Here is a 21,794-nt window from a genome sequence, read left to right on the forward strand (position 1 = left end):
GTTGTTCCTGCCGGAGTCGTGGGACACCGTCAAGGCCGGACCGGCAGCGGTGCAAGCGGCCAAAGCCAAACGGCGCAAGACGTTGGCGAACGCGCCGCGGGCCGGCGCGCCGGCCCCGCCCACTGCTGTCGAGGTCGATGTCGAGGCGGTGACCGAGGCGGCGCGGCAACGGCGCCGCAAGTCCGCGATCCCGGACGGTGAGGGTCATCGTCCGAAGTGGATGCTGGCGGTCGAGATGCTCGACGGGCTCGCCGAGCAGGGGCTGCGGCCACCGCTGGCGGCCGCGGACTCCGGATACGGCGACAGCGGCCCGTTCCGGGCCGCCCTCGACGCACGTGGCATCGCCTACAGCGTCCAGGTCAAAGGCGAAACCCTCGCCCACCCCGCCGACGCGGCGCCCGTGGCACGCACCTGGTCCGGGCGTGGCCACCCACCGGCCGGCACCCGTCCGGACTACCCCGACGATGCGATCAGCGTGGCCCAGCACGTCGCCGACGTCGGCCGCGGCGTGGCGGTCACCGTGTCCTGGCGCGAGGGCAGCAAAGGCACCCTCACCTCCCAGTTCGTGTTCCTGCGGGTCCGCCCGGCCGGGCACCGCATCACCCGCGACCCCGACGGCAGCCTGCCCGAACGGTGGCTGATCGCGCAATGGCCCGACGACCAGCCCGAACCCGTCACCTACTGGCTGTCCAGCCAACCCACCGACACCACCCCAGCCGACCTCATCGGCACCGCCAAAATCCGCTGGCGGATCGAACACGACTACCGCGAACTCAAAACCGGCCTCGGCCTCGACCACTTCGAAGGCCGCTCATGGACCGGCTGGCACCGCCACGTCACCCTCGTCACCGCCGCGCACCTATTCATCACCACGCTGCGACTCGACCCAAAAGCGGATGCGCCGGCCTGACCCTCTACAAGGTCATCCACGAGCTGCAACTCCTGCTCGCGACCTGGACCGGCGCATGCCCCACCTGTCATAGACCACTGAAACGGTTACACCGCAACAGACATCGCCAAACCTAACAAAGCACTACCAGGCCCTGATGCAGATCACCGACCACGGTGTGCTGTTGCGCAGCCTGCCCAACCCACTGACCCCGACCGGCATGGCCCGCATTCGCGATGCTCGCCCAGCCGGACCGGCCCCGGCACCACCGGCCGGCCCGCAGCGCGTCGACCGCCGCATCAGCAGCCGCGGCGCGCTCGTCATCGCCGGGCAGAAGATCCACGTCGGCATCCGCCACGTCGGCGCCACCCTGGCCGTCGAGGCCGCCGACACCACCTTCCGCATCTACGACGGCGACCAACTCGTCACCGAAGTCGCCCGCTCCACTACGAAGCCCATCGCTCGGCACAAGGTCCGCAAACCCGAACCGCCATGCCGGACCATCCCTGCCCAGCGTCTGCCAGCCTGATGACCACGTTTACCGCGGTGAAGATCCCACTGGTTTGCACCCACGACAGCGAGGCCAACGCGGCATACATCTGCGGCTCGCTCGTATGGTGCGACGATCAGCTTGCCGATTCAGCGAGGAGGCGGCGGGCTTCGCGGCGGAGCTCGTCGGTGGCATCGCCTACAACGTCCAGGTCAAAGACCGAGGCGGCGCGGCAACGGCGCCGCAAGTCCGCGATCCCGGACGGTGAGGGCCACCGTCCGAAGTGCCTGCTCGACACCGTGCCGGTGTGGCCGAGGCCGGTCCACCTCAACCGCCACGCCCGGTCGGGCCGGTGGTCGCCCGGCCCTGAGGCGCTCGCGCGGGTGACAAGTAGTCTCACACCAGGAAGATCGTCTAGCCGGAGCTGTCACGCATCATGTGACGCTGATCCGTAACGGATCAACTGGAGCCCGACACCGGCCAGGCACCCCGGCCAGGCACCCGGAAGGGCTGCCCGTTCTGCTAAGGGCGGCTGCTTGACGCGTCCGCTGCGACCGGCTGGAGCCGACAACGGTCGGCGAGGGTGGCGCGCCGCATCGCGGCCGTGGGCTGACACCGAGCGGATCGCGGTAGGGGGTGAATGTGGCATGGATTTTGCATCATTGAGGGCGTGACGGATGAGGCAGAGTCGGCCGAGGAGACGCAACTCAAGATCGTCCAATGGCACATCATGCGGGCTTCCGGCCAGCGGGCCGGACTTTGGGCGCGTACAACCGCAGTCCTCGGCGCTGGCACCCTCGTTGTTGCGGGTGCCGCCCTGATGCTGGCGGCGGGTAACGCCACGGCAGCCGCAACCCGGTTCGCCGCGCTCGCCTCGATGGCGTCGGTGCTCATGTCCGCAGTTTGGGCTACGAACGTAATTGCACCGATACGCAACTGGTCCAAGACTGTCGAAGCCGAGTCGCCGCCGCCGTTGCTCTTCAGTCTCTCCGACACCGTTCAGCATGTGGGGTCGTACGCCGGCTTCCAGGAGCTCGTGGCAGCACAGACCATCGACCGACAGCTGCAGGCCGCGACCTCGGAGCTTTGGCGCATTGGTCTCCTGAATCAACGGCGTGTCCGCGGCTTGCGGTAGTCGCTGTTTTGGCTCCTCGTGGCCGTCGCGGCGCTCATGGCTTCGGCTGTCCTATCCGTGCTGTAGGTGGATATGTGGCCAAGAGGCGCATAGCGCAATCAGGATCTGGCGGCGCTGCGAACCGATCAGAGCGGCAGGGCGCGGACGAAACAGTCATAGACCGGTGCGCTTGCGCCTGGCTGAATACGGGCAACGCGTCGGTATCCCCAACGCTCGTATGCCCGCTGCGCCGGTATCGCTGCTGACAGGGACAGCAGCGTGACTCGTTCCTCGGCGCGTCCAGTGAGCAGAGCGCGGTGCAGCAACCGGCCGATTCCAAGTTGCCGGTCAGCGGAGCGGACGGCTACCTCAATGATGGCGAACGTCTGTCCGGGCGGCTCGTGGGCCTGCCCCGTTTTGACGGACATCCGAGATCAGGGGACCTGGGGTCTCCGGGAGGATGTCCAGCATCATGGAGAACGTGGGGAAGAAGCGATCGAGGCCGCGGCGGGCGTTCACGCCTGAGTTCAAGGCCGAGGTCGTCGAGTTGTGTCAGCGCGGGGACCGGACGGTCGGGCAGGTCGCGCGGGATTTCGACCTGACCGAGACCGCGGTGCGGCAGTGGGTCAAGCAGGCCGAGCTTGATGCCGGGACCCGCTCGGACGGGTTGACCAGCGACGAGCGGGCCGAGCTGGCCCGGCTGCGTGCGGAGAACCGCCGGTTGCAGCAGGACGTCGACATTTTGAAGCGGGCGACGGCTTTCTTCGCACGGGAGACCCGGTGAACGTGTATCCGTTCATCGAGGCGGAGCAGGCCGGCAAGCACAGTGTCAAACGCGCGTGCGAGCTGCTGCAGGTCTCCCGGTCCGCCTACTACACCCGCAACATCACCAGCTCCCGGAAGCGCGTCGACGAGCAGCTCACCGCAAAGATCCTGCAGATCCATGCGGCGTCGAACGGCACCTACGGGGCGCCGCGGATCCACGCCGAGCTCGCCGCTGCCGGGCTGCGGCACGGCCGCAAACGCATCGCCCGCCGGATGCGCGCGGCCGGGATCCGGGGCAAGAGCCCACGCCGTTGGCAGGTCACCACGATCCCGGACCCGAACGCGGCGAAGCGCCCGGACCTGATCGGCCGGGACTTCACCGTCGACCCAGCGGCGATCGACACCCGCTGGTGCGGTGACATCACCTACATCAACACGTGGGAAGGCTGGCTGTATCTGGCCACCGTCATCGACCTGGCCTCCCGCCGCGTCGTGGGCTGGGCCGTCGCCGACCATCTCAAGACCGACCTGGTCGACGCCGCCCTGACCGACGCGCTGCGCCGCCGCCGGCCCGCCGACGGGCTCGTGTTCCATTCCGACCGCGGCTGTCAATACACCAGCGCCCAGCACGCCCGCCTCGCCAAGCGGCATGATGTCCGCCTGTCGGTCGGCCGGCGCGGTCAATGCTGGGACAACGCGGTCGCCGAATCGTTCTTCGCCACCATCAAAACTGAACTCATGCACCGGCAGGCCTGGCCCACCCGCACTGCCGCCAGGCAGGCGATATTCGAGTACATCGAGACATCTCACCAACGCTGCATGTCAAGCAGGCGCAGCCGCGGGCTCGGTGAAGGCTCTGGCCGGGTCGTAGATCGTGTTGTGCTGCAGGCAGTGGTGCAGCTTGCCGAGCATGAGGTGGAACAGGCAACGCAGTGCCGCGACATGTCGATCGCCGGCTTGTCGGCGGGCTCGGTAGCGCGCGTTCCAGTGTGGATCGTGCCGCACCGCGGCGAGCACCCACACGTAGCCGGTGGCGGCGATCCGGTCGTTCTTGGCGCGGCGGGCGTGCACGAAACTGCTCTTGCCTGACGCTGGGTGACCGGGGCCGCGCCGGCGAAGGCTCGCAGCGCTCGGGCGTCGGCGAAGCGGCGCCGGTCGTCACCGATTTCGGCCAGCAAGCGTGCACCCAGCTGGACGCCAAGACCAGGCACGCTGGTCACGATTTTCGCATCCGGGTGCGCGGTGAACACCTCGTCGATGCGCTGCTCCAGCGTCTGGCAGATGGCATCCAGCTGGCGCACCAAGCCCTGCAACTGCAAGCCCATTGCGTCTTCGACGACGGCCGGCTGGCGCATCTGCTCACCGGCGAGGTGAGCGTGCAGCTTCTCCGCCTCAGCGGCGATACCCCGCTGACGGCCCGCGATGCGCAGCAACGATGCGAGCTCCGGGACGGTCAACGCGGCCGCGGCTGCGGGCGTGGGCGCGGCCGTCAGGATGGTCCGTGCGGCAGGCGAGTCGAGCCGGTGGCGGCCACCGCGCTCGAACGCGGACAGGGCCGCCGGGAAGAACATCCGCAGCACCGCCCGGATCCGGTTGGTGATCGTGACCTGGTCCCAGGCCGCGTCCTGCTGCGCTCGCGTCAACACCCGCAGCGACTGCACCAACTCACTGTCCTGCGGCAACGACCGGTGGGCCCCGGCATCGGTGCGCAGGATGTTCGCCAGCACCATGGCGTCGAACGCGTCGGAATTGCCTCGGGAGGACCGATAGCGATCCCGGTACCGTGACACCGCCAGAGGATTGATCGCGAAGACCTGCCTGCCAGCCGCTCGCAGGCCCGCGACCAGCGATCCCTGGCTCGTCTCGATCGCTACCGGCAGCTTGGCCCCAGCCGGATCATGCTCGGCGAGCAGTGCCAGGACCCGGCTCAGCCCCGCCGCGTCATCATCGATCCTGACCGACACCGGGACCACGCCGTTCTCGTCGACCAAGGCCACATCGTGGTGATCCTGCGCCCAGTCGATCCCGCACGCCACCGCCGCCACCGCAGCTCCTCTCTGTCTCGACCACAGCGAGGCGCGGCGCCCTAATGGACAGTGCTTGCCGCACGACATCTCACGAGCCGTTCGCCTCGCCACCGGCGGCGCCCGCACTCGCGCAAGGCTCCAGGCCTGCGACCAACGAAGGCTCAGCCCGCCGGCGAACCACGCCGAGATCATGCCCGTCGGTCACCGCGACCGCTGCACGCCCCACGAGATACCCAGGGTCAAGCCCTCAACGTTCTGTCAGGGGTCAGCAGCGGTCACAGCTTCTCAACGAGGCGCCGATCTCGATTCCAGGCTCGACGGCCAACGGGTGGTACGGGCGTCCTCTGTTGCCATTAGGGCTGGTACAACACCCGCCGCCGACACTCCAGCCTCGGCTACCTCAGCCCCGCCGCCTTCGAGAACAGCACCAGCGTCCGGCCGTTGACCGCCCTCAGGGTAGCTTGAGGATCAACACATCGACCCTGTCCGTCGAATCGGGTCAAGCCCATCGACTGTGAACTCGGTGGGCAGCGGAGTCTGTGCGCCCGACCACCAGCGTGTGTCAACTGGCAGTTGATGGCCGAAAGTGAAGCCGATCAGTTCCGCATCGGCCCGCGCCATCACCAGCCGGAAGACCGGTTGACGTACTCGGCTGGGCCACGAATCGGCGAACCATCGGACGTCGTCGGAGCCTTCGTTGTACGGCGGTTTCGCGTAGACCGCCGCGTAGAGGTCCACGATGTTGTCGGTGTACTGAAGGGCGGTCTCGTCCTCGATAACCGTCAGCTCAACTTGCGCGCTCTGGGCCATGCGGCAGGAAGGAGTTGGCGGGCCCAGTCGACGAAGGTCTCGGCTGGCTTGTATCCGCGGCGCTTCGCGACCAGGCCGACGATCCCGTGTGCCTCGCCGCCGATGCGCCGCGATCCGAACGTGCTTGTGTGTGCCACCACGGAGGTTGCCGCCGAGATGGCCTCATCAGTCTGGCCGCTGCAAGCGAGCGCTGACGCGGGAACCGTTGAGTAGATGGCGTGGTTACCCGGGTATGCGGCCTTGTCGACGGCGGCCGTTGCGCGGCGAGCTGCTTGTTGGGCTTCCTTCGCTGGCCACGTGGCGGCCGACGGTCACGCGCCCGATGGCCGGCTGTTCTTCGTGCCGGGCCACGGCGACAAACCCGTGTCCAAGTGGACGTACAACAACGCATGGCGGCGAACACGAAAGGCGGTGTTGACGCCGGCCCAGCTGCGTACGCCGCTCGCTGCCAGACCCTGTGACCTCCGGCACGCGATCGTGTCGCTGTGGCTCAACGCTGGCGTGCCCGCTACTCAGGTCGCCGAGTGGGCAGGGCACAGCGTTCATGTCCTTCTACGGGTCTACGCCAAGTTCATCGAGGGCCAAGAGGGAATCGCTCGGCGGCGCATCGGAGACGCCCTAGGCGTGGACCACGACGAGCATCCGGAGGCCTGAAGATCTTTGACGTGGATTTGCCGCGCACACTGAGATCGCCCCGGCGCCGCTGAGATCGAGTGAGACGAGTGCCGGTGCCGGACCGTGGCCGCCGATGATCTCCATTTGGCGAGGCCACCGGGGGTCTGGCGCGGAAGTCGCTGGTTGGCGGAGGCGGACGGGAATCGAACCCGCCTGGCCCGGATTCCGGACCACCTCGGTTTTGAAGACCGGGAGGGGCACCAGCCACCCGCACGCCTCCACCGCTCACCTTAGCCGGGCCGATTTTGTCGTACCCCACCGCTATGGTCGCCCCATGAAGCTCTCGACCGGTTGGTGGGGCATCGGCCTCGGGCAGTATCGGCACACCGATCACACCTACGAGCTGTACGACGCCGACGGTCTGCCGCAGCTGGACGTCCCGGCCGGGTACGGCTGGCTTGAGAGCGCCGAGCCGCACAGCCACCCGATGGAGGTGACGAAGGCGCCCGAGGAGGTGGTCGCCGGTCTGCCGCTGGAGGACTTCTTCAGCCGGCCGGACCTGCAGGAGGCGTTCGCGTCGCCGACCGACTGCTACTGGGAGGTGGTCGAGAGCTTCACCCCGGAGGCGTTCGGCGACGGGGCCCGCCTGGTGCGGTTCCTCGCCGACTCGCAGGGCTGCGTGTTCTGGTATCTGCTGGTCAACCCCGGCGGGGTAGCAGGCCCGGTGCTGGCCGGCTTCGCCGAGGAGTACGACCTCGTGCAGGTCGCCGCCTCCTTCGACGAGTTCCTCTACCGGTACTGGATCGAGAACAGCGCCTGGTGGGAAGTGGTCGCCGAGTGCCGCTCGTTCACCCAGCTCAGCCCGCGCGTCCGCGACTACCTGGCGCACTACGGCGGCTAGGGTCGGGTCATGACGTACGCCGAGGTGAACGGCATCTCGCTGTGGTACGAGGAGCACGGCGAGGGCGCCCCGCTGGTGCTCCTGCACGGCGGATTCTGGACCATCGAGCTGTTCGGCCCGCTCCTGCCGGCGCTGGCCGCCCAGGGGCGCCGGGTCATCGCCGTCGAGCTGCAGGGCCACGGCCACACCCCGGACAACGACCGCCCAATGCGCTACGAGACCCTCGGCGACGACGTGGCCGCCCTGATCCGCCACCTGGGCCTGCCCCGCGCCGACGTGATGGGCTACTCCCTCGGCGCCGGCGCCGCCCTGCGCACCGCCATCCAGCACCCGGACGTGGTTCGCCGCCTGATCGTGGCCGCCATCCCGGTCCGCCGCACGGGCTGGTTCCCGGAGGTGCTGGCCGGCACGGCCCAGATCGGCCCGGAGTCGGCCGAGATGATGAAGGCCTCCCCGCTGTACGCGGCGTACGAGCGCGTCGCACCGCACCCGGAATCGTGGCCCGTCCTGGCGACCAAGCTGGGCGACATGCTGCGCCGCGACTACGACTGGACCGCCGAGGCCGCCCGCATCAGCGCCCGCACCATGCTGGTCTACGCCGACGCCGACTCTGTTCCCACCACGCACGCCGCCGAGTTCTACGCCCTGCTGGGCGGCGGCCTGCGCGACGCCGAGTGGGACGCCTCCAAGCGCGTCGCCCACCGCCTTGCCATCCTGCCGGGCCGCACCCACTACGACCTGACCGGCGATCCGACCCTCCCCACCCTGGTCAACGACTTCCTCTCGGCCCCCGACTGACCGGCGGGTGCCGGCGACCCGGCCCGCCTACGCCGGGTTTGCGCGTGGGCCGCGGTCGAGCGGCTCACCCCTTCCGGTCACCTCGGTTGTGCCGCTCGTGGGGGACGTGGCGGTTTCGAGGAGTCGCGGGTGACGTCCCAGAGCCCGAGCTGTCCGCGGTCGTGTTCGCCCCGGACCGCAACAGCGCGGCCCTGGCGGAGGATGCCGCAGCCAGGCGCCCCGGCCGCGTTGTCCACCAAGGTTCCAGGCCAGCCGGTTGACCAGAGCGACGACTGGGCTCGGCCTGTTGGACACTATTCAGGGTGTTCGATGCCAACGTAGCGTTGGCGGGGTGACGGCCGATGACGATCCGCTGGGGCAGGCGACCGCGCTGATCAACCTCGCCGAGACGCGGGCCGCCGCGGGCGAGCCAGGAGCCGCGCTGGCCGCGGTCGACGAGGCCGGTGCCGAGATCGCGCGCATTCCGGACGAGGGCGACCGAAAGCGGCTCCTTGCCGTCGCGGCCGCCGTGCGGGTGGCGCCGCTGGCCGCCACCGAGGGGGAGGACGCGGCCCGCGAGGCGGTCGTCGACGCTGTGGCGAAGCTGCGGGCTGTCGTCGCCGACCACGTGCCTACGGCGCCGTTCCTGCTGCGGGCCCTCGCTCAGCTCGTCGCGTTCGAGGACCGCGCCGGGCGGCCCGGCGAGGCGCTGCAGGCGGTGGCGGAGGAGGTGGCGGTCCGGCAATGGCTCGTCGGGCGTGACGCGGGCGAGCCGGACGAGCTGCCGTCCGCCGTGCGCGGCCTGGCCCGGAGGCTTGTCGCGCAGGGGCGCACCGAGGACGCCGTCCTGGCCACCATCGAGTCCCTCGAGGTGCTGGGCGCCGCCGAGGAGGAGGGCCGGGCCGCCCGCGCCGACCAGCTCGACGACCTGGCTGGCCTGCACGCCGCGCTGGGCCGCACCGGCGAGGCGATCCGCGCCGCCGAGGAGTCCGTCGCCCAGTACCGCGCCCTGGTGGGAGACCGCCCCGCCGCCCTGGCCGACGACCACTCCGCCGGGCTGGCGGAAGCCCACTCCGCCGGGCTGGCCGGCGCGCTGCTCAACCTTGGCACCCTCCTGGCCCGGCAGCACCGCGGCGCCGAGGCCGAGGCCGTCACCGCCGAGGCCGTGGAAGCCTTCCGCGAGCTGGGCGACGAGGACAACCTCGCCGCGGCGCTGGACAACCACGGCAACCGGCTGGCCGAGCTCGGCCGCGAGCCGGAGGCGATCGAGCGCACCCGCGAGGCGGTCCGCATCCGCGCAGCGCTGGCCGCGGAACGGCCCGACCCCTACGCCGTCGACTTCGCCCGTTCGCTGGGGAACCTCGCGACCCGGCTGATGGCCGTCGACCCCGGCGAGGCGCTCGCGACGTACGGGGAGGCGATCGAGCGGTACCGGCGGGCACCCGGCCCGCGCGACGAGCGCCGGGGCTTCGAGCTGGCCGCCCAGCTCACGAACTATGCCGCGGTGCTGCGGCTGGCGGGGCGGGACGGCGAGGCCGTGGTGGCCGCGCGGGAGGCGGTCGAGCTGCTGGCCCCGCTGGCCGCGGCCAGCCCGGCGCTGTACCACCACGCGTACTTGCAGGCCCAGCGGATGGTCGAGGAGCCGGGGGAGCCCGCCGGGCCGCGGGTGTTCTCCCCGCCGGCGGAGGACCCCCAGGTGCCCGAGGCGCCCGGCGTGCGCCTGGTCCGCGGCTCGGCGCTGCTCACCTGGACCGCGTTCAAGGAGAGCCGCCAGCTGGAGCCCGGCGAGTACGTGGACCTGACGAGCCTGGCCGACGTCGCCGAGGACCATCGGCTGATCTGCGTGTCGCACCGGTGGATGAGCCCGGCGCACCCCGACCCGGACGGGCGGCAGCTGCGGGAGCTGCAGGGGCGGCTGCGCGAGCTGCCCGGCCTGGAGCCGCGGCAGTGCCTGGTGTTCTTCGATTTCGCGGCGGTACCGCAACGGCCCCGCACCGCTGCCGAGGACGCCGCCTTCCGGTTCCTCATCGCGCGGCTCGACCGGGTGTTCCAGGCCGCCGACATGGTGCTCGTGCTGTCCGGCGGCTACACCGACTACCGCGACCGCTCGTGGTGCTTCCTGGAGCTGGTCATCAGCGAGCGCAACCGCAAGCTGTTCGCCGACCAGCGGGCCGTCGCCGACGACCTGGCCTTCATGGGCATCCTCGGCATCGGCGTGGAGGAGCAGCTGGGCGTCGCCCGGATCGTCACCAGCTACGACTTCCGCTACAAGCGGACGGCCTCCCAGGCGCTCGCGATCGCGGCGATCCTCGCCCACCTCGACATCTGCCGAACCTCGCGCGCCGACGACCGCCACCTGGTCCGCCAGATGATGTTCCAGTACTTCTGGCGTCAGCGCCTGAGCCCGTACAGCAAGATGATCCTGGCCCTGCACCGCCACTTCGACGTGTCCTTCGGCCTGCTCACCCCCGACGGTTTCGTGGCGGCCCGCCCGTACTTCGAGCACCCCGACTGGCCCCGCCTGCCACCGTTGGAGCCGGGCGGCCTGCTGGCCCCCGGCGACGGCCGCCCGAACGTCTACGCCACACCGAGCATCGCGTACGAGGTCGCGGAACCGGTGCTGCGCCTGTCGCTGCCCGGCACGCCCGACCTCACGCAGTACCTGGCCGCGTTCCAGAGTGAACCCGGCTGGCGGTCCTATGTGGTCAGTGCCGCGACGATAGCCCTCGCCCAGGGTGACCATTTTCCGACCGCCCGGCATGTGGTCCACACGCTGCTGGAGAAGTTCCCGCCGCTGGGCTTCACCGACGATCCGCGCTACGGCTACCTGTTCCTGCTCGACGACGACTACGACGACGAAACCGCCGTGTTCATCGACGGCGACCGGTAACAAGAGCGGCGGCCAACCGGTCGGCGGGCAGCGCGCGCCGAGCGCATTTCGTAATGACCGATCGGGCGAACCTTTCCGGATGTTCCGGCCGGAGAATCGAAACTGCCCCCCGGCAATTTCGATCATGCCTGCGAGGACGGACGCGCCCCGAGATGACGACGTACGGCATTGACCTCGGCACCACCAATTCGTGCATTGCGTACATCGACCGGTCCGGAGCCGTGAAGGTGGTCCGGAATGCGTTGTCCGAGGAGACCACGCCCTCCGTGGTGTACTTCGAGGACCGCGACAACATCGTCGTCGGCCGGGCCGCCCGCAACATCGCCCGGCTCAAGCCCGAAGACGTGGTCGACCTGGTCAAGCGTCGGATGGGCGAGCCTGGAATATCCTTCTTCTTCCACGGCGAGCAACACACTCCGGAAAGCGTGTCCGCGCTGATTCTTCGCGAGCTCGCCCAATCGGCCGCGGCCGAGACGAAGGAGCAGGTCCGCGACGTCGTCATCACCGTGCCGGCCTATTTCGGGGTGGCCGAGCGGGAGGCGACCCGCAAGGCGGGGCACATCGCCGGGCTGAACGTGCTGAACGTGATTCCCGAGCCGGTTGCGGCGGCCCTGCACTACCAGGTCCTGGACGAGCGCGACGAGCAGACGATCTTCGTCTACGACCTCGGCGGCGGGACGTTCGACACGACCGTCATCCGGCTGACCAAGGACGAGATCAACGTCGTGTGCACCGACGGTGATCACAAGCTGGGCGGGACCAACTGGGACGAGATCGTCGTGGAGTACCTCAACGACGAGTTCCGCGGCCAGCACTCCGACCTCGACCCGACCGGCGACGAGCAGCTGCAGCAGGAGCTGTACCTGGTGGCCGAGCAGCTCAAGAAGGACCTGAGCACGATGCGGTCGCGGTCCTACGCCATGCGGTACGACGGGGCAGGAGCCGAGATCGTGCTCGACCGCGAGTCGTTCGAGCGCCGCACCGCCCACCTCCTGGAGAGCACGTTCGCCATCACCCAGCGCACCCTGGAGGTGGCCGCCGCCCGGGGCGTCGACGTTCACCGCTTCGACGCCGTGCTGCTTGTCGGCGGCGCGACCCGCATGCCGGCGGTCGCGCAGGGCCTGCGTGACCGGTTCGGCTTCGAGCCGATGAGCCACGACCCGGATCTGGCCGTGGCCAAGGGTGCCGCGCTGTTCTCGATCATCGAGATGGTCCGCATCCACCTTCCTGACGGCGGCGCGCCGAGCAAGGAGGCCCTCGACAGCGCCGCGCAGGCGGCCGCCGAGCAGATGGGCACGACGCCCGAGGCCGTCATGGCGATCGCGACGAAGCGCGTCACCACGGTGGTGCCGCGCGCGTTCGGCATCCGGGTGCGTGACCACGGCTCGGCGGTGCGGTACCGCATCGACCATCTTCTGATCGCCAACCAGGAGCTGCCGGCGTCGTCCGGGCCGCAGGAGTACATGACCGTCGAGCACGGCCAGACCGCGATCGCCATCGAGGTGTTCGAGCAGTCGGGCGCGATCGCCTCCGACGAGGTGCAGCACAACACGCCGATCGGCGAGGGGATGATCACCGGCCTGCCCCGGCTGCCCAAGGGGTCGCCGGTGCGGGTGACGTTCGACATGGACGAGACCGGGCGGCTCAGCGTGCACGCCGTCGAGCTGAGCACGCGCCGGGACGTCAATTTCGACCTCGTCATAGGCCTCGAGGACGCGGCCGTGGAGGAAGCCCGCGCGGCCGTCGCCCGCAAGACGGTCAGCCAGTAGCCCCGGCTTCCGCGAGCAGCCGACGTGCCCGACTTCGACCAGGGGGCGTACCTGCGGGTCCTCGAACGGGCCCGGGCGGCCGGCGCCGCATTGCCCGACCTCGCCGTGCGCTACGCGCTCGACCCCGCCACGCCGCGCCCCGACCGGGAGCTGGACGAGCACCTGGCGGCGGTGCGCGCCTTCTGGCGTTCCGTGCAGACCGGGCCGGGCCGGTACACGTACGGCAGGCTGATCCAGCGGATGCTCGTCGAGCACGACCAGGTCGTCGATGCGCTCGGCACGCCGGCGCCGGGCCGCGGTCGCTTCGAGGCGTTCCTGGAACTGCGGGACAGGCAGCTGGACCGGTACCGCGACCGGCTGGCCGGCGAGATCCGCCGCCGGGCCGGGGACTGTGCGGTCATGACGCCGGCCGACCTGCAGTGGCTGGTGCGCTTCGCCGAGGGCGCCTACGACCTCGCGGGGGTGCGGGCCCGGGCCGAGGCCGAGGGCATCGTCGTGCGGGAGCCACGCGGGGTACGCCCGGCGGTCCCCCCGGAGGAGGTCCGCAGTCTGCGCCGGAGCGTGGGCCAGCTGAGCCTCGACCTGTCGATCGAGGTTGTCTACGGGCGGCCCGCCGTTGCGGACGGCTTCACGGTGCTGGACGGCTTCGCGCTGACCCGGCCCGGCGCACCTCCGCTCGACCTGGGGCTCATCGAGGCGCGCCAGCGCGACGCGGCCCGGCTCGGCCATCAGCAGACGATCACCGCGCCGACCCGCGACGTCCTGGCGATCCTCGCCGCGGCCGCCCGCCGCGGGGAGCTCGGCGCGCTGCTGCTGGCCGAGGTGGTGCAGGCCGTGCTCGAGCGCGCCCACGATCGGCTCGAGCTGGGCGTCCTCGCGGCCGCCGGGGCCGGCCTCGGGCTGCGCCGGGACGAGGCGGGCTGGCTCGCGGTCTCGCTGCAGGCCGATCCCGGGATCACCGCGCTCACCGGGGCCGCGCGGGTCGAGGCCGCGCTGGCCGATGGCGACCTCCGGCGGGCCGAGACCCTGGCCGCCCGCCTGAGCGCGGGAGCCGAGACCGAGCGGCTCCGCGCGGAGGTCGCCGAGCGCGGCGCCACCGTGCTGCGGCTCACCGCCGAGGCGTCCGACCATCTCGCGGCCGGGCGCACCGAGGCCGCCGCCGAGCGGCTGCACCGGGCCGCCGACCTGGCCCGCGACGACGCCGGCGTGCGCAGCCGGCTGGGCCGTATCCCGCCGCCCCCGCCGACGGGCGTCGCCGCCGTGCCCCGCCCCGACGGCACCGTCGTGATCGCGTGGAAGGCGAGCCGGACCCTCTTCGGCGACGTGACCTACCGCGTCGAACGGGCGACCGCGGAGTCGGTGCCGGCCGCGGGGCGGGGCGCCCTGGTGGCGGCCGGCCCCGCCTGCGAGGCGGCCGACCCCGCGGTGCCGGTCGCGGTGCCGCTGCGCTACGCGGTCTTCGCCGCGCGGGACGGCGAGTCGTGGTCGGCGCCGGCCCTGTCCGACGGGCTCGTCGCCACGCCGGAGGTCGCCGACGCGGCGCTGACCGTCGGCCCGCACGCCGTCACCGGCTCGTGGCGGCCCGACCCGGCGGTCCTGGAGGTGCTCGTCAGCCGCGGCTCGGGCGGCCCGCCCACGCACGGCGTAGGTGCCCGCGTCGACGCCCGCCGCGACGGGTTCATCGACCGCGACCTGGCGCCCCGGCGCCGGTACTACTACCGCATCTCCGCCTGCTACCTCGTCGGCGAGCGGCGGATCGTCTCGCCCGGCCACGTGCTGACCGCGGAGATCGCGCCGCCGCCGGTCGCCGTCGGCGAGCTGTCCGCGGACGTGCGCGAGCAGGCGGGCCGGACGGTGGTGCGGGTGCTGTGGCAGCCGCCGCCGGCCGGGCAGGTCCTGGTCTACGCCACGCCGGCCCCGCCGCCCCTGGCGCGCGCCGTCCCGGTGCCGGCCACCGAGCTGGCCGCCGCGATGGCCGCCGCCCGGGGCGCGGTGCTCGGCGGCGTCACCGAGGCGCTGCCCGGCGGCTGGGAGCGGCTCACCGCGCCGATCGAGACCGGCCGGCGCATCCACCTCACCGCCGTCACCGTGAGCGGCGAGTGGGCCGCCGCCGGGCCGGCCGCCGAGGTGATCGCGGTGCCGGGCGTGCGCGGGCTGGAGGCGGTCCGGCAGGGGGAGCGGGCCCAGCTGACGTGGGTCTGGCCCGAGCGGTGCGACGAGGCCCGGGTGGTGTGGTGGGCCGACGGGCCGGCCGCGGCCGGGCCACCGCGCGGCGAGCTGCTCTGCTCGCACTCGGTGTACCGGCAGCGCAACGGCGTGGCCCTGGACGTCGGGCCGGAGGCGGTGCGGATCGCGGTCGAGGCACGCGTCGCCACGCCCGACGGCGTGCTTTCCGCGCCGGCCGCCACGACCCGCCTGCCGGCCGCGCCGGACCTGATCCGGTACGCCATGCAGCACCGCGTCGTGCGGCGCCAGGTCGCGGTCACGTTCAGGTTCACCACGCTGCGGGCCTGCGAGCTGCCGCCGTTCGTCATCGTGCAGTCCTCGGCCGAGTTCCTGCCCGACCGCCCCGACCAGGGCCGGATCGTGCACCGCGCGCAGACGCCGGTGTGGCTGCGGCCCGGCATCACCCACGTCGTCAACCTCCAGCTGCCCGCGGCCGGACCCCGGCCGTTCTGGCTGGTGTGCATGAAAGCGCCGGGCGTCGACTCGCCGGTGCGCATCGAGCCCGAATCCCGTATGAGGCTGCAGGTGACATGATGCTCTTCCGCCGGCTCACGTGCCCGTACTGCTACGGCCGCTTCCTCCAGCGCAACATCGAGTTCCGGTGCACCGGCCGGCCCGGGCCCGACGGCCACACCTGCGCCCCGGTGGTCGACCGGCTCCTGCAGCGGCACGCGGGCAACGCGACCGAGCTGCCGCCGACGTTCCGCCGGTCGCTGTGGCATCAGGTGCGCGACCGGCACCGGGCGACGTGCCCGGGCTGCCGCCGGGAGTCGCCGAACCGGATCTGCCCGCGGTGCCATTCGCGGCTGCCGGTGCGCTTCGGCAAGATCGCCAACCGGATGATCGCGATGGTCGGCGCCCGGGAGAGCGGCAAGAGCGTCTACCTGACCGTCCTGCTGCACGAGATGCGCAACCAGGTCGGGCAGGCGTTCAACGCGTCGATGTCGGAGGCCGACGATCACACCCGGTCCCGGTTCAAGGCGGACTTCGAGAGGGCCGTGTACGAGAACGGCGAGCTGCCCCGCGCGACGAGCAGCGCGGGGCAGAACTACGACCGCGTCACCCCGCTGGTCTTCGAGTTCACCACGCGCCGCAGGACCCGCTTCCGCGGTACCCGCCCGGTCCTCAACCTCCTGTCGTTCTTCGACACGGCCGGCGAGGACCTCACCACCGGTGACAGCGTCGAGTACCACACCCGGTACCTCACCAGCGCTGACGGCATCATCGTGCTGCTCGATCCGCTGCAGATGCCGCAGGCGCGCCGGCTGGCCCACGCCGACGTGCGGCCGCCGACGATGTCGGACCAGGAGGCGGTACTGCACCGGGTCACCGAGCTGCTGCAGGGCGCCGGCGACGTGGTCGAGCCGATCCGCGCGCCGCTGGCCGTGGCGTTCACCAAGATCGACACCTTGGAGCACCAGCTCGGCGAGACCAGCCCGCTGCGCAAGGAGCCCGAATACGCCCCGAGCGCGGACGTCGCGTTCGATCTCGACGACGCCGACGAGGTGCACGTCGAGGTGCGCCGGCTGCTCAACACGTGGGAGAGCGGCAGCATCGATCGTTACGTGCAGCCGCGGTACCGGTCCTTCCGCTACTTCGGCGTCTCCGCGCTCGGCGCCGAGCCGCAGGACAACCGGGTCCGCGACGGCCGGGTGCGCCCGCGCCGGGTCAGCGACCCGCTGCTGTGGCTGCTCTCCGAGTTCGGCGCCGTGCCGGCCCGGCGGCGCCCCGTCGAGGCCGAGGAGTGATTCCGGTGGCGCTGCAGCAGCTGTACTACACCTCCTGCGAGGAGGGCCTGTCCGGCCACGCCGGGTTCCAGTTCGCCGCGGTCAGCGAGGGCGTGAGCCCGGCCCTGATGCGGCACGTCGAGGCGCTGTCCGCCTACGACCCGCCGCGCTCCCTGGCCTATCCGCGCACGCCGGAGGAGCTGGCCGCCTGCCCGCAGAACCTGGGCTTCGCCCCCGGCGCCCAGGGTGACGTCGTGTTCCGCGCGGTCTACGTCGGGCGGGACTTCTCCGAGCGGTTCGGCAACTACTTCGTGCACGCGCTGGCCGGCCCCGACCTGCGGGCCGAGCTCGCCGGGGCGCTGCCGATCGAGCTGTGGGGGGCGCCGATGTGGCGGGCCACCCCGGACGCGGGAAGCCGCCTGGCACCGCTGGCCGGCGTCGAGCGCGGCCCGCTCGACCGGCGCGGCGTCGCCGGCTTCGTCGCGCGGCACGGCCACGGCGCCGGCCTGGCCGGCCTGCTGACGGCGGCCGCCCGGGCGCAGTCGTCCGGCCGGTCCGTGCTGCTCGTCGAGCGGGGCGCCGAGGAGGCCGCGCACTGGATCGCGGCCGCCTGCTATCTGCTGCCGCGGGAGGTGGCCGAGTCGCTGTCGTTCGCCACCTTCCAGCGCCGGCCCAGCCCCGGGCGGCTGCACATCTGCGCGACCCTCGACGAGACGGTCCGCGAGGCCGGCACGGTCGTGGCCGACATGGCGCTGTACGACTTCGTCGCCGGCCGGTTCGCCGACCGCGACGGCCATCCCCTCGCCCGGCTGCTGGTGCGCATCGGCATGGAGCGCGCCGAGGAGGCCTGGCGCACCGCCGCCACCTTCGCCGTCACGCGGCCGGCGGCCGGCGACTGGGACGCCTGGCACCCCCTCGTCGCCGCAGCGACGCCGGCCGAGGTCCGCTTCGAGCCGGAGGAGCTGGCCGCCCTGGCCGGCTGGCTCAGGGCGTCGGCCGCCGCGCTCGGCGCCGCCCGGACCGAGGCGATCGGCCGGCGCCTGCTCGACCACGCCGAGCTCGCCGATGCCCACCTGTGGGCCGTCGCCGAGGCGGCCCGCACGGCCGGCGCGACGGCGGTCGCCGACGCCGCGACCGTGCGCGTGCTCGGCCGCGAGCTCCGCGCCGTCGTCGCGCTCGGCCTCGGCCCCCGGCCCGCGTACCGGCTCCCGGCGGTCGGCGGCGGCGTGCGTGGGCCGCTCGCCGAGCAGTGCGCGGCCGCCATGGACCGGGCCGCGCCGGGCGTACGGCTGGCCGTCGCGCTGTGGGCCGAGCACTACGGCGTGCCCGTCGACCCGGCGGTGCTGCGCCGCTGCGGCACCGCGCTGGGGGAGCGGCTGGATGCCGTGCCGGCCGATCTGGCCGAGAAGGCGGTCGCGCGGCTCGCGCCGGTCCACGCGGGGCTGGCCGCGCATCTCGTCGCCGCGGCCGGGCGCCGCCGGCCCGAGGTGATGACCGCGCTGGCCGGCCGGGCCGGGAAGCTGCTCGAGCTGCGCGGGCTGGAGGAGTACCCGCTGCTGCGGGAGCTGAACCTGGTGCGCCGGGCCCGGGAGCGGCGGGACGAGACGCTCGACTGCCTGCGCCGGATCCTGCCGCTGCGGCCCGACCCGTCGCTCGACCAGGCGCTGCTCGACGAGGTCCGTCCCGGCGGCGACTGGTCGCTCGCCGAGACCATCGCGATCGTCGACGCGCTGCAGCGAAAGACCATGCGCGCGCCCGACCGGGTCGTCGTGCGGCTCGCGGCGGACGCGCTGCGCCGGCCGGTGTCCAGCGACAGCCTGGAGGATCACTTCAAGCTGACGTACCGGCTCAGCCGGACCGAGTGGTGGACGCAGCTGCCGGCGCCGGTGCGTGGCGACGGCGAGCGGCTGCTGGACCTGAACAACCGGCTGAACGGCCCCCTCGACGCCGAGTCCGTGCGGGAGATCATGGGCCGCGAGCCGGGCTACACCGCGGCCGCGCGGGTGCTGTTCCAGCTGACCGGCGCGCCCGGTCTCGTCGTGCGGGCCACCGAAGCGCGCTACGTCGTCCGGATACTGCAGGCCGGCCGGGGCGGGGCGTACGAGGCCCTGATCAGGCACCTGGATGGCAGGGGCGGCGGGCGGCCCGACGACCGGCTGCTCGCCCAGGTCGCCGGCCTGCTGATCGCGCGCCGGGGGACCCCCGACGCGCTGCGCGGCCGGCGGGACCGGGTGCTGGGCGCGGCGGTGAAGCGGTGGCCCATGCCCGAGCTGGAGCGCCTCGGCGCCGTCCTCGACGGGATCGATCCAGAGTCGCGCAAGGCGCTCGCCGGCCTGATGTCCCGCCACGGCCGGCCGGCCCGGGGCGAGCGCCTCGGTGCGCGCCTGCTGCACCTGGTGGGCCGGCTCCTCGGATCGGGCCCGCGCAAGGGCCCGGCGGGCGGGGCGTGACGCCGTGTACACCGACGACTGGGTGGAGATCCTGGGCTGGGCGCTCGGCGCGCTCGCGTACGTCGCGATTCTGGCGGCGTACGTGGTCTTCGTGCTCCCGGTGCTCGTCGCCCTGGGCGGCGCCGGCCTCGGCCTCTCCCTGCTCGGCCAATACGCGAGGGTCTGGTCCGCCGTCGCGTTCGACCGGCCGCGGTGGGAGCTCTGGCAGAAACCCGAGCCCGACGCGGCGCCGCAGCAGGCGTACCGCCACTACTTCTTCGGCCCGGCCCTGCGCCACGTGCGCCGCACGATCGATGTCGCCCCCGGGAAGCTGGCCGGCTCGGTCGGGCGGCTCGGCGTGCAGACCAGCGACAGCTTCTTCGGCGAGGACGGCTGGGGTGTGCTCGTGCGGTGGCCGCTGGGCGTGACCGCCTGGCTGGCGATCGTCGTCGGCGTGATCGTCGGCGCGGCGCTGGTGGGGGTGGAGATCGTCCTGCACGTGGTGCTGGTCCTGCTCTTGCAGACCCTCGCCCGCGGTGCCATCGGCGCGCTGCGCGGGCTGGACTCCGCCCGCCTTTGGATCAAGCACATCCGGCTGATCTGCCGGCACTGCTCCCGTCGCGTGCGCTATCCGCTGTACGCCTGCCCGAACCCCGGCTGCGACGTCCGCCACGACCTCCGCCCGGGCCGCTACGGCGTGCTGCGCCGGCGCTGCAAGTGCGGCACCCTCCTGCCGACGCTGCCGCGGGTCTTCGGCGGCACCGAGTCCCTGGTCGCGTACTGCCCGCATTGCCGCCTGCAGCTCAGCGACCGTTTCGGGCTCGCCGCCGAGGTGGTGCTGCCGCTGTTCGGCGGCGTCGCGGCCGGCAAGACGCAGCTCATGTGCGCGATGGTCTTCGCGTTGCGGCGGGCCGCGGAGGGCCGGCCGGGGGTGCGGGCCGAGTTCACCGACGACTCGTCCCGCGTCGACCTGACCGCGCTCATCGGCAGCCTTGCGCCCGGCGGCATGATGGACAAGACCCAGACCCCGGGTCTGCCCAGCGCCTACACCCTGATGGTGGAGCACGCCGGGACCCGCCGGCAGCTGTTCCTCTACGACGCCGCCGGCGAGATCTACCGCGAGTACGACCGCGTGGAGGAGCAGCGGCAGCTAGGCCTGGCCCGCACGTTCGTCTTCGTCGTCGACCCGCTCGCGGTCGCCGCGTTCTGGGACCGCCTGGCCGGCCACGGTGTCCACCTGCCGCCGCACCTGCGTTCGCTCGACGACCCCGAGTACGTCTACTACCGGGTCCGGGAGGGCATCCTGGGCCGCGACGTCGACCCGGACCGGGACCGGGCCAGGCTCGCCCTCGTGGTCAGCAAGGCGGACCTCGTGCGCCACCTCCCCTTCGGTCCGCCGGCCGACGGCGAGGAGCTGCTGCGGTGGCTGGTCGACGAGCTCGGGCTCGGCGACATGGTGCGGCACATGCGCAGCACCTTCCGGGAGGTGCGAGCCTTCCTGACCGCGTCCGTCCTCGACCACGACGGCCGCCTCGACCCCAGCGTCGGGCCGTTCGTGGACTGGGTGTGCCGCGGCGAGGGCCTGCCCGGGGTCCTGGGCGAGGAGGCCGCCTGGGTCCGCTGAGGCCCACTCGCGGCGCGGGTCGGAGCCGCTCCAGAGGTACGTCGTGAGAGCACTGCCGAGCGCCCGCTCGTCGGTCGCGCCGCCGGGCTGGTCCCAGTGCACCGCGGTGTAGAGCTCGAACCGGTACAGGTCGAAGATGACCTCGAGCAGGTCCCCGAAGCGCTGCGAGCTCGCGAGCACCCATGGCCAGGCGGCCACCGCGGCGAGCAGGCCCAGCGGCGCCGTCCACCACAGCCAGGGCGACCACACGATCAGCGCCAGCCCCCACAGCTGGCAGATCACCGCCGTGTCGATCATCGCCCGGCTGGCCGCGGCCTCCTGCCGTACCGGGTCGGGCAACACCAGCCACAACCGCGGCCAGCAATGGATCGGGTCGAGGCCGTACTTGTCGAGCGGGGCACTCTCCGCGGCCCGCATGATGTTGCCCAGCCGGGTCGGCATGCACCGCTCGGGCCGGGCCGGGAACCGCTTGAGCCGGTGGTCGACCTGCGTGAACTCGAGCGCGGCCTCGGCGTCGCGCGGGTCGGCCTCCAGCCGCGCGTGCAGCTGCTGGAAGCGCTCGTCGAGGCGGTGGAGGCGGCGGATCTGCCGGGCGACCAGGCGGCGGCGCAGCGGGGCGGCCCAGCGCGGCCAGTACCCCTCGTAGAGGCGCAGGACGGCGACCGTGGCCCGCTGCGCCACGAGGCCGGACAGCGCGACCAGGGCGAGTGCGGCGGTCACCGCCACCGCCTGCAGCAGCGC

Annotated in this window: 16 protein-coding genes, 1 tRNA gene and 1 pseudogene; 14 read left to right on the forward strand and 4 right to left on the reverse strand. The window is 72.4% G+C overall.

Going from position 1 to position 21,794, the window contains the following annotated elements:
• The 3 genes from ABD352_RS05580 to ABD352_RS05590 all read left to right on the forward strand — a co-directional run.
• Window positions 1–910: IS701 family transposase (locus tag ABD352_RS05580; protein WP_344611122.1), on the forward strand; the 910-nt coding region annotated here is incomplete at its 5' end.
• A 136-nt stretch (window positions 911–1,046) separates the two neighbouring features.
• Complete coding sequence (locus ABD352_RS05585) at window positions 1,047–1,418, forward strand: hypothetical protein (protein ID WP_344611123.1); 372 nt, start codon at window positions 1,047–1,049, stop codon at window positions 1,416–1,418.
• A gap of 631 nt (window positions 1,419–2,049) precedes the next feature.
• Window positions 2,050–2,514 (forward strand): hypothetical protein, encoded by a 465-nt coding sequence (locus ABD352_RS05590; protein WP_344611124.1) that lies wholly within the window; start codon window positions 2,050–2,052, stop codon window positions 2,512–2,514.
• A 125-nt stretch (window positions 2,515–2,639) separates the two neighbouring features.
• On the opposite strand, the gene ABD352_RS57510 is transcribed toward ABD352_RS05590, so the two are convergent.
• On the reverse strand, window positions 2,640–2,921 hold the full coding sequence (locus tag ABD352_RS57510) for a GNAT family N-acetyltransferase (protein ID WP_425553472.1): 282 nt from the start codon (window positions 2,919–2,921) through the stop codon (window positions 2,640–2,642).
• A gap of 44 nt (window positions 2,922–2,965) precedes the next feature.
• Here ABD352_RS57510 and ABD352_RS05595 point away from each other — a divergent pair, with 44 nt between their 5' ends.
• Window positions 2,966–3,277, forward strand: a complete 312-nt coding sequence (locus ABD352_RS05595; RefSeq protein WP_425553473.1) for a transposase — start codon at window positions 2,966–2,968, stop codon at window positions 3,275–3,277.
• Entirely contained in the window at window positions 3,274–4,347 is a 1,074-nt protein-coding gene (locus ABD352_RS05600; protein ID WP_344611125.1) for an IS3 family transposase, read from the forward strand. Before ABD352_RS05595 ends, ABD352_RS05600 begins: the two co-directional genes overlap by 4 nt.
• 59 nt (window positions 4,348–4,406) lie before the next feature.
• Here the strand turns inward: ABD352_RS05600 and ABD352_RS05605 are convergent.
• A pseudogene (locus ABD352_RS05605) lies at window positions 4,407–5,477 on the reverse strand (IS110 family transposase); the annotation flags it as partial.
• A gap of 276 nt (window positions 5,478–5,753) precedes the next feature.
• Entirely contained in the window at window positions 5,754–6,095 is a 342-nt protein-coding gene (locus tag ABD352_RS05610; protein ID WP_344611126.1) for a hypothetical protein, read from the reverse strand.
• A 297-nt stretch (window positions 6,096–6,392) separates the two neighbouring features.
• On the opposite strand from ABD352_RS05610, the gene ABD352_RS05615 reads away from it, so the two are divergent.
• Window positions 6,393–6,749, forward strand: coding sequence for a site-specific integrase (locus ABD352_RS05615; RefSeq protein ID WP_344611127.1), 357 nt, complete (start codon window positions 6,393–6,395; stop codon window positions 6,747–6,749).
• 145 nt (window positions 6,750–6,894) lie between these two features.
• On the opposite strand, the gene ABD352_RS05620 is transcribed toward ABD352_RS05615, so the two are convergent.
• Window positions 6,895–6,990 (reverse strand) — tRNA-Sec (locus ABD352_RS05620).
• A 54-nt stretch (window positions 6,991–7,044) separates the two neighbouring features.
• Between ABD352_RS05620 and ABD352_RS05625 the strand changes: the two genes are divergently transcribed.
• The 8 genes from ABD352_RS05625 (at window position 7,045) to ABD352_RS05660 (ending at window position 21,053) form a co-directional block, all read left to right on the forward strand.
• Entirely contained in the window at window positions 7,045–7,611 is a 567-nt protein-coding gene (locus ABD352_RS05625; protein WP_344611128.1) for a hypothetical protein, read from the forward strand.
• 9 nt (window positions 7,612–7,620) lie between these two features.
• Entirely contained in the window at window positions 7,621–8,409 is a 789-nt protein-coding gene (locus tag ABD352_RS05630) for an alpha/beta fold hydrolase (protein ID WP_344611129.1), read from the forward strand.
• A 331-nt stretch (window positions 8,410–8,740) separates the two neighbouring features.
• Window positions 8,741–11,278 carry a tetratricopeptide repeat protein gene (locus tag ABD352_RS05635; RefSeq protein WP_344611130.1) on the forward strand — a complete coding sequence of 846 codons (2,538 nt, stop codon included), beginning with the start codon at window positions 8,741–8,743 and terminating at the stop codon, window positions 11,276–11,278.
• A 152-nt stretch (window positions 11,279–11,430) separates the two neighbouring features.
• Window positions 11,431–13,047 carry an Hsp70 family protein gene (locus ABD352_RS05640; RefSeq protein WP_344611131.1) on the forward strand — a complete coding sequence of 539 codons (1,617 nt, stop codon included), beginning with the start codon at window positions 11,431–11,433 and terminating at the stop codon, window positions 13,045–13,047.
• Window positions 13,048–13,071: 24 nt separating this feature from the next.
• Window positions 13,072–15,807: a SaeA-related protein gene (locus ABD352_RS05645; RefSeq protein ID WP_344611132.1), complete on the forward strand. Its 2,736-nt coding sequence runs from the start codon at window positions 13,072–13,074 to the stop codon at window positions 15,805–15,807.
• Window positions 15,804–17,021 (forward strand): TRAFAC clade GTPase domain-containing protein, encoded by a 1,218-nt coding sequence (locus ABD352_RS05650; protein WP_344611133.1) that lies wholly within the window; start codon window positions 15,804–15,806, stop codon window positions 17,019–17,021. The genes ABD352_RS05645 and ABD352_RS05650 overlap by 4 nt, the downstream gene beginning before the upstream one ends.
• Window positions 17,022–17,026: 5 nt before the next feature.
• Complete coding sequence (locus tag ABD352_RS05655) at window positions 17,027–19,450, forward strand: GTPase-associated protein 1-related protein (RefSeq protein ID WP_344611134.1); 2,424 nt, start codon at window positions 17,027–17,029, stop codon at window positions 19,448–19,450.
• Window positions 19,451–19,454: 4 nt separating this feature from the next.
• The gene (locus tag ABD352_RS05660; RefSeq protein WP_344611135.1) at window positions 19,455–21,053 is read left to right on the forward strand and encodes a TRAFAC clade GTPase domain-containing protein; all 1,599 of its coding nucleotides are present in this window, start codon (window positions 19,455–19,457) and stop codon (window positions 21,051–21,053) included.
• Window positions 21,054–21,794 lie beyond the last annotated feature (741 nt).

Origin of the sequence: Dactylosporangium salmoneum (assembly GCF_039532525.1) — a bacterium.
GTDB classification, from domain to species: Bacteria; Actinomycetota; Actinomycetes; order Mycobacteriales; family Micromonosporaceae; genus Dactylosporangium; species Dactylosporangium salmoneum.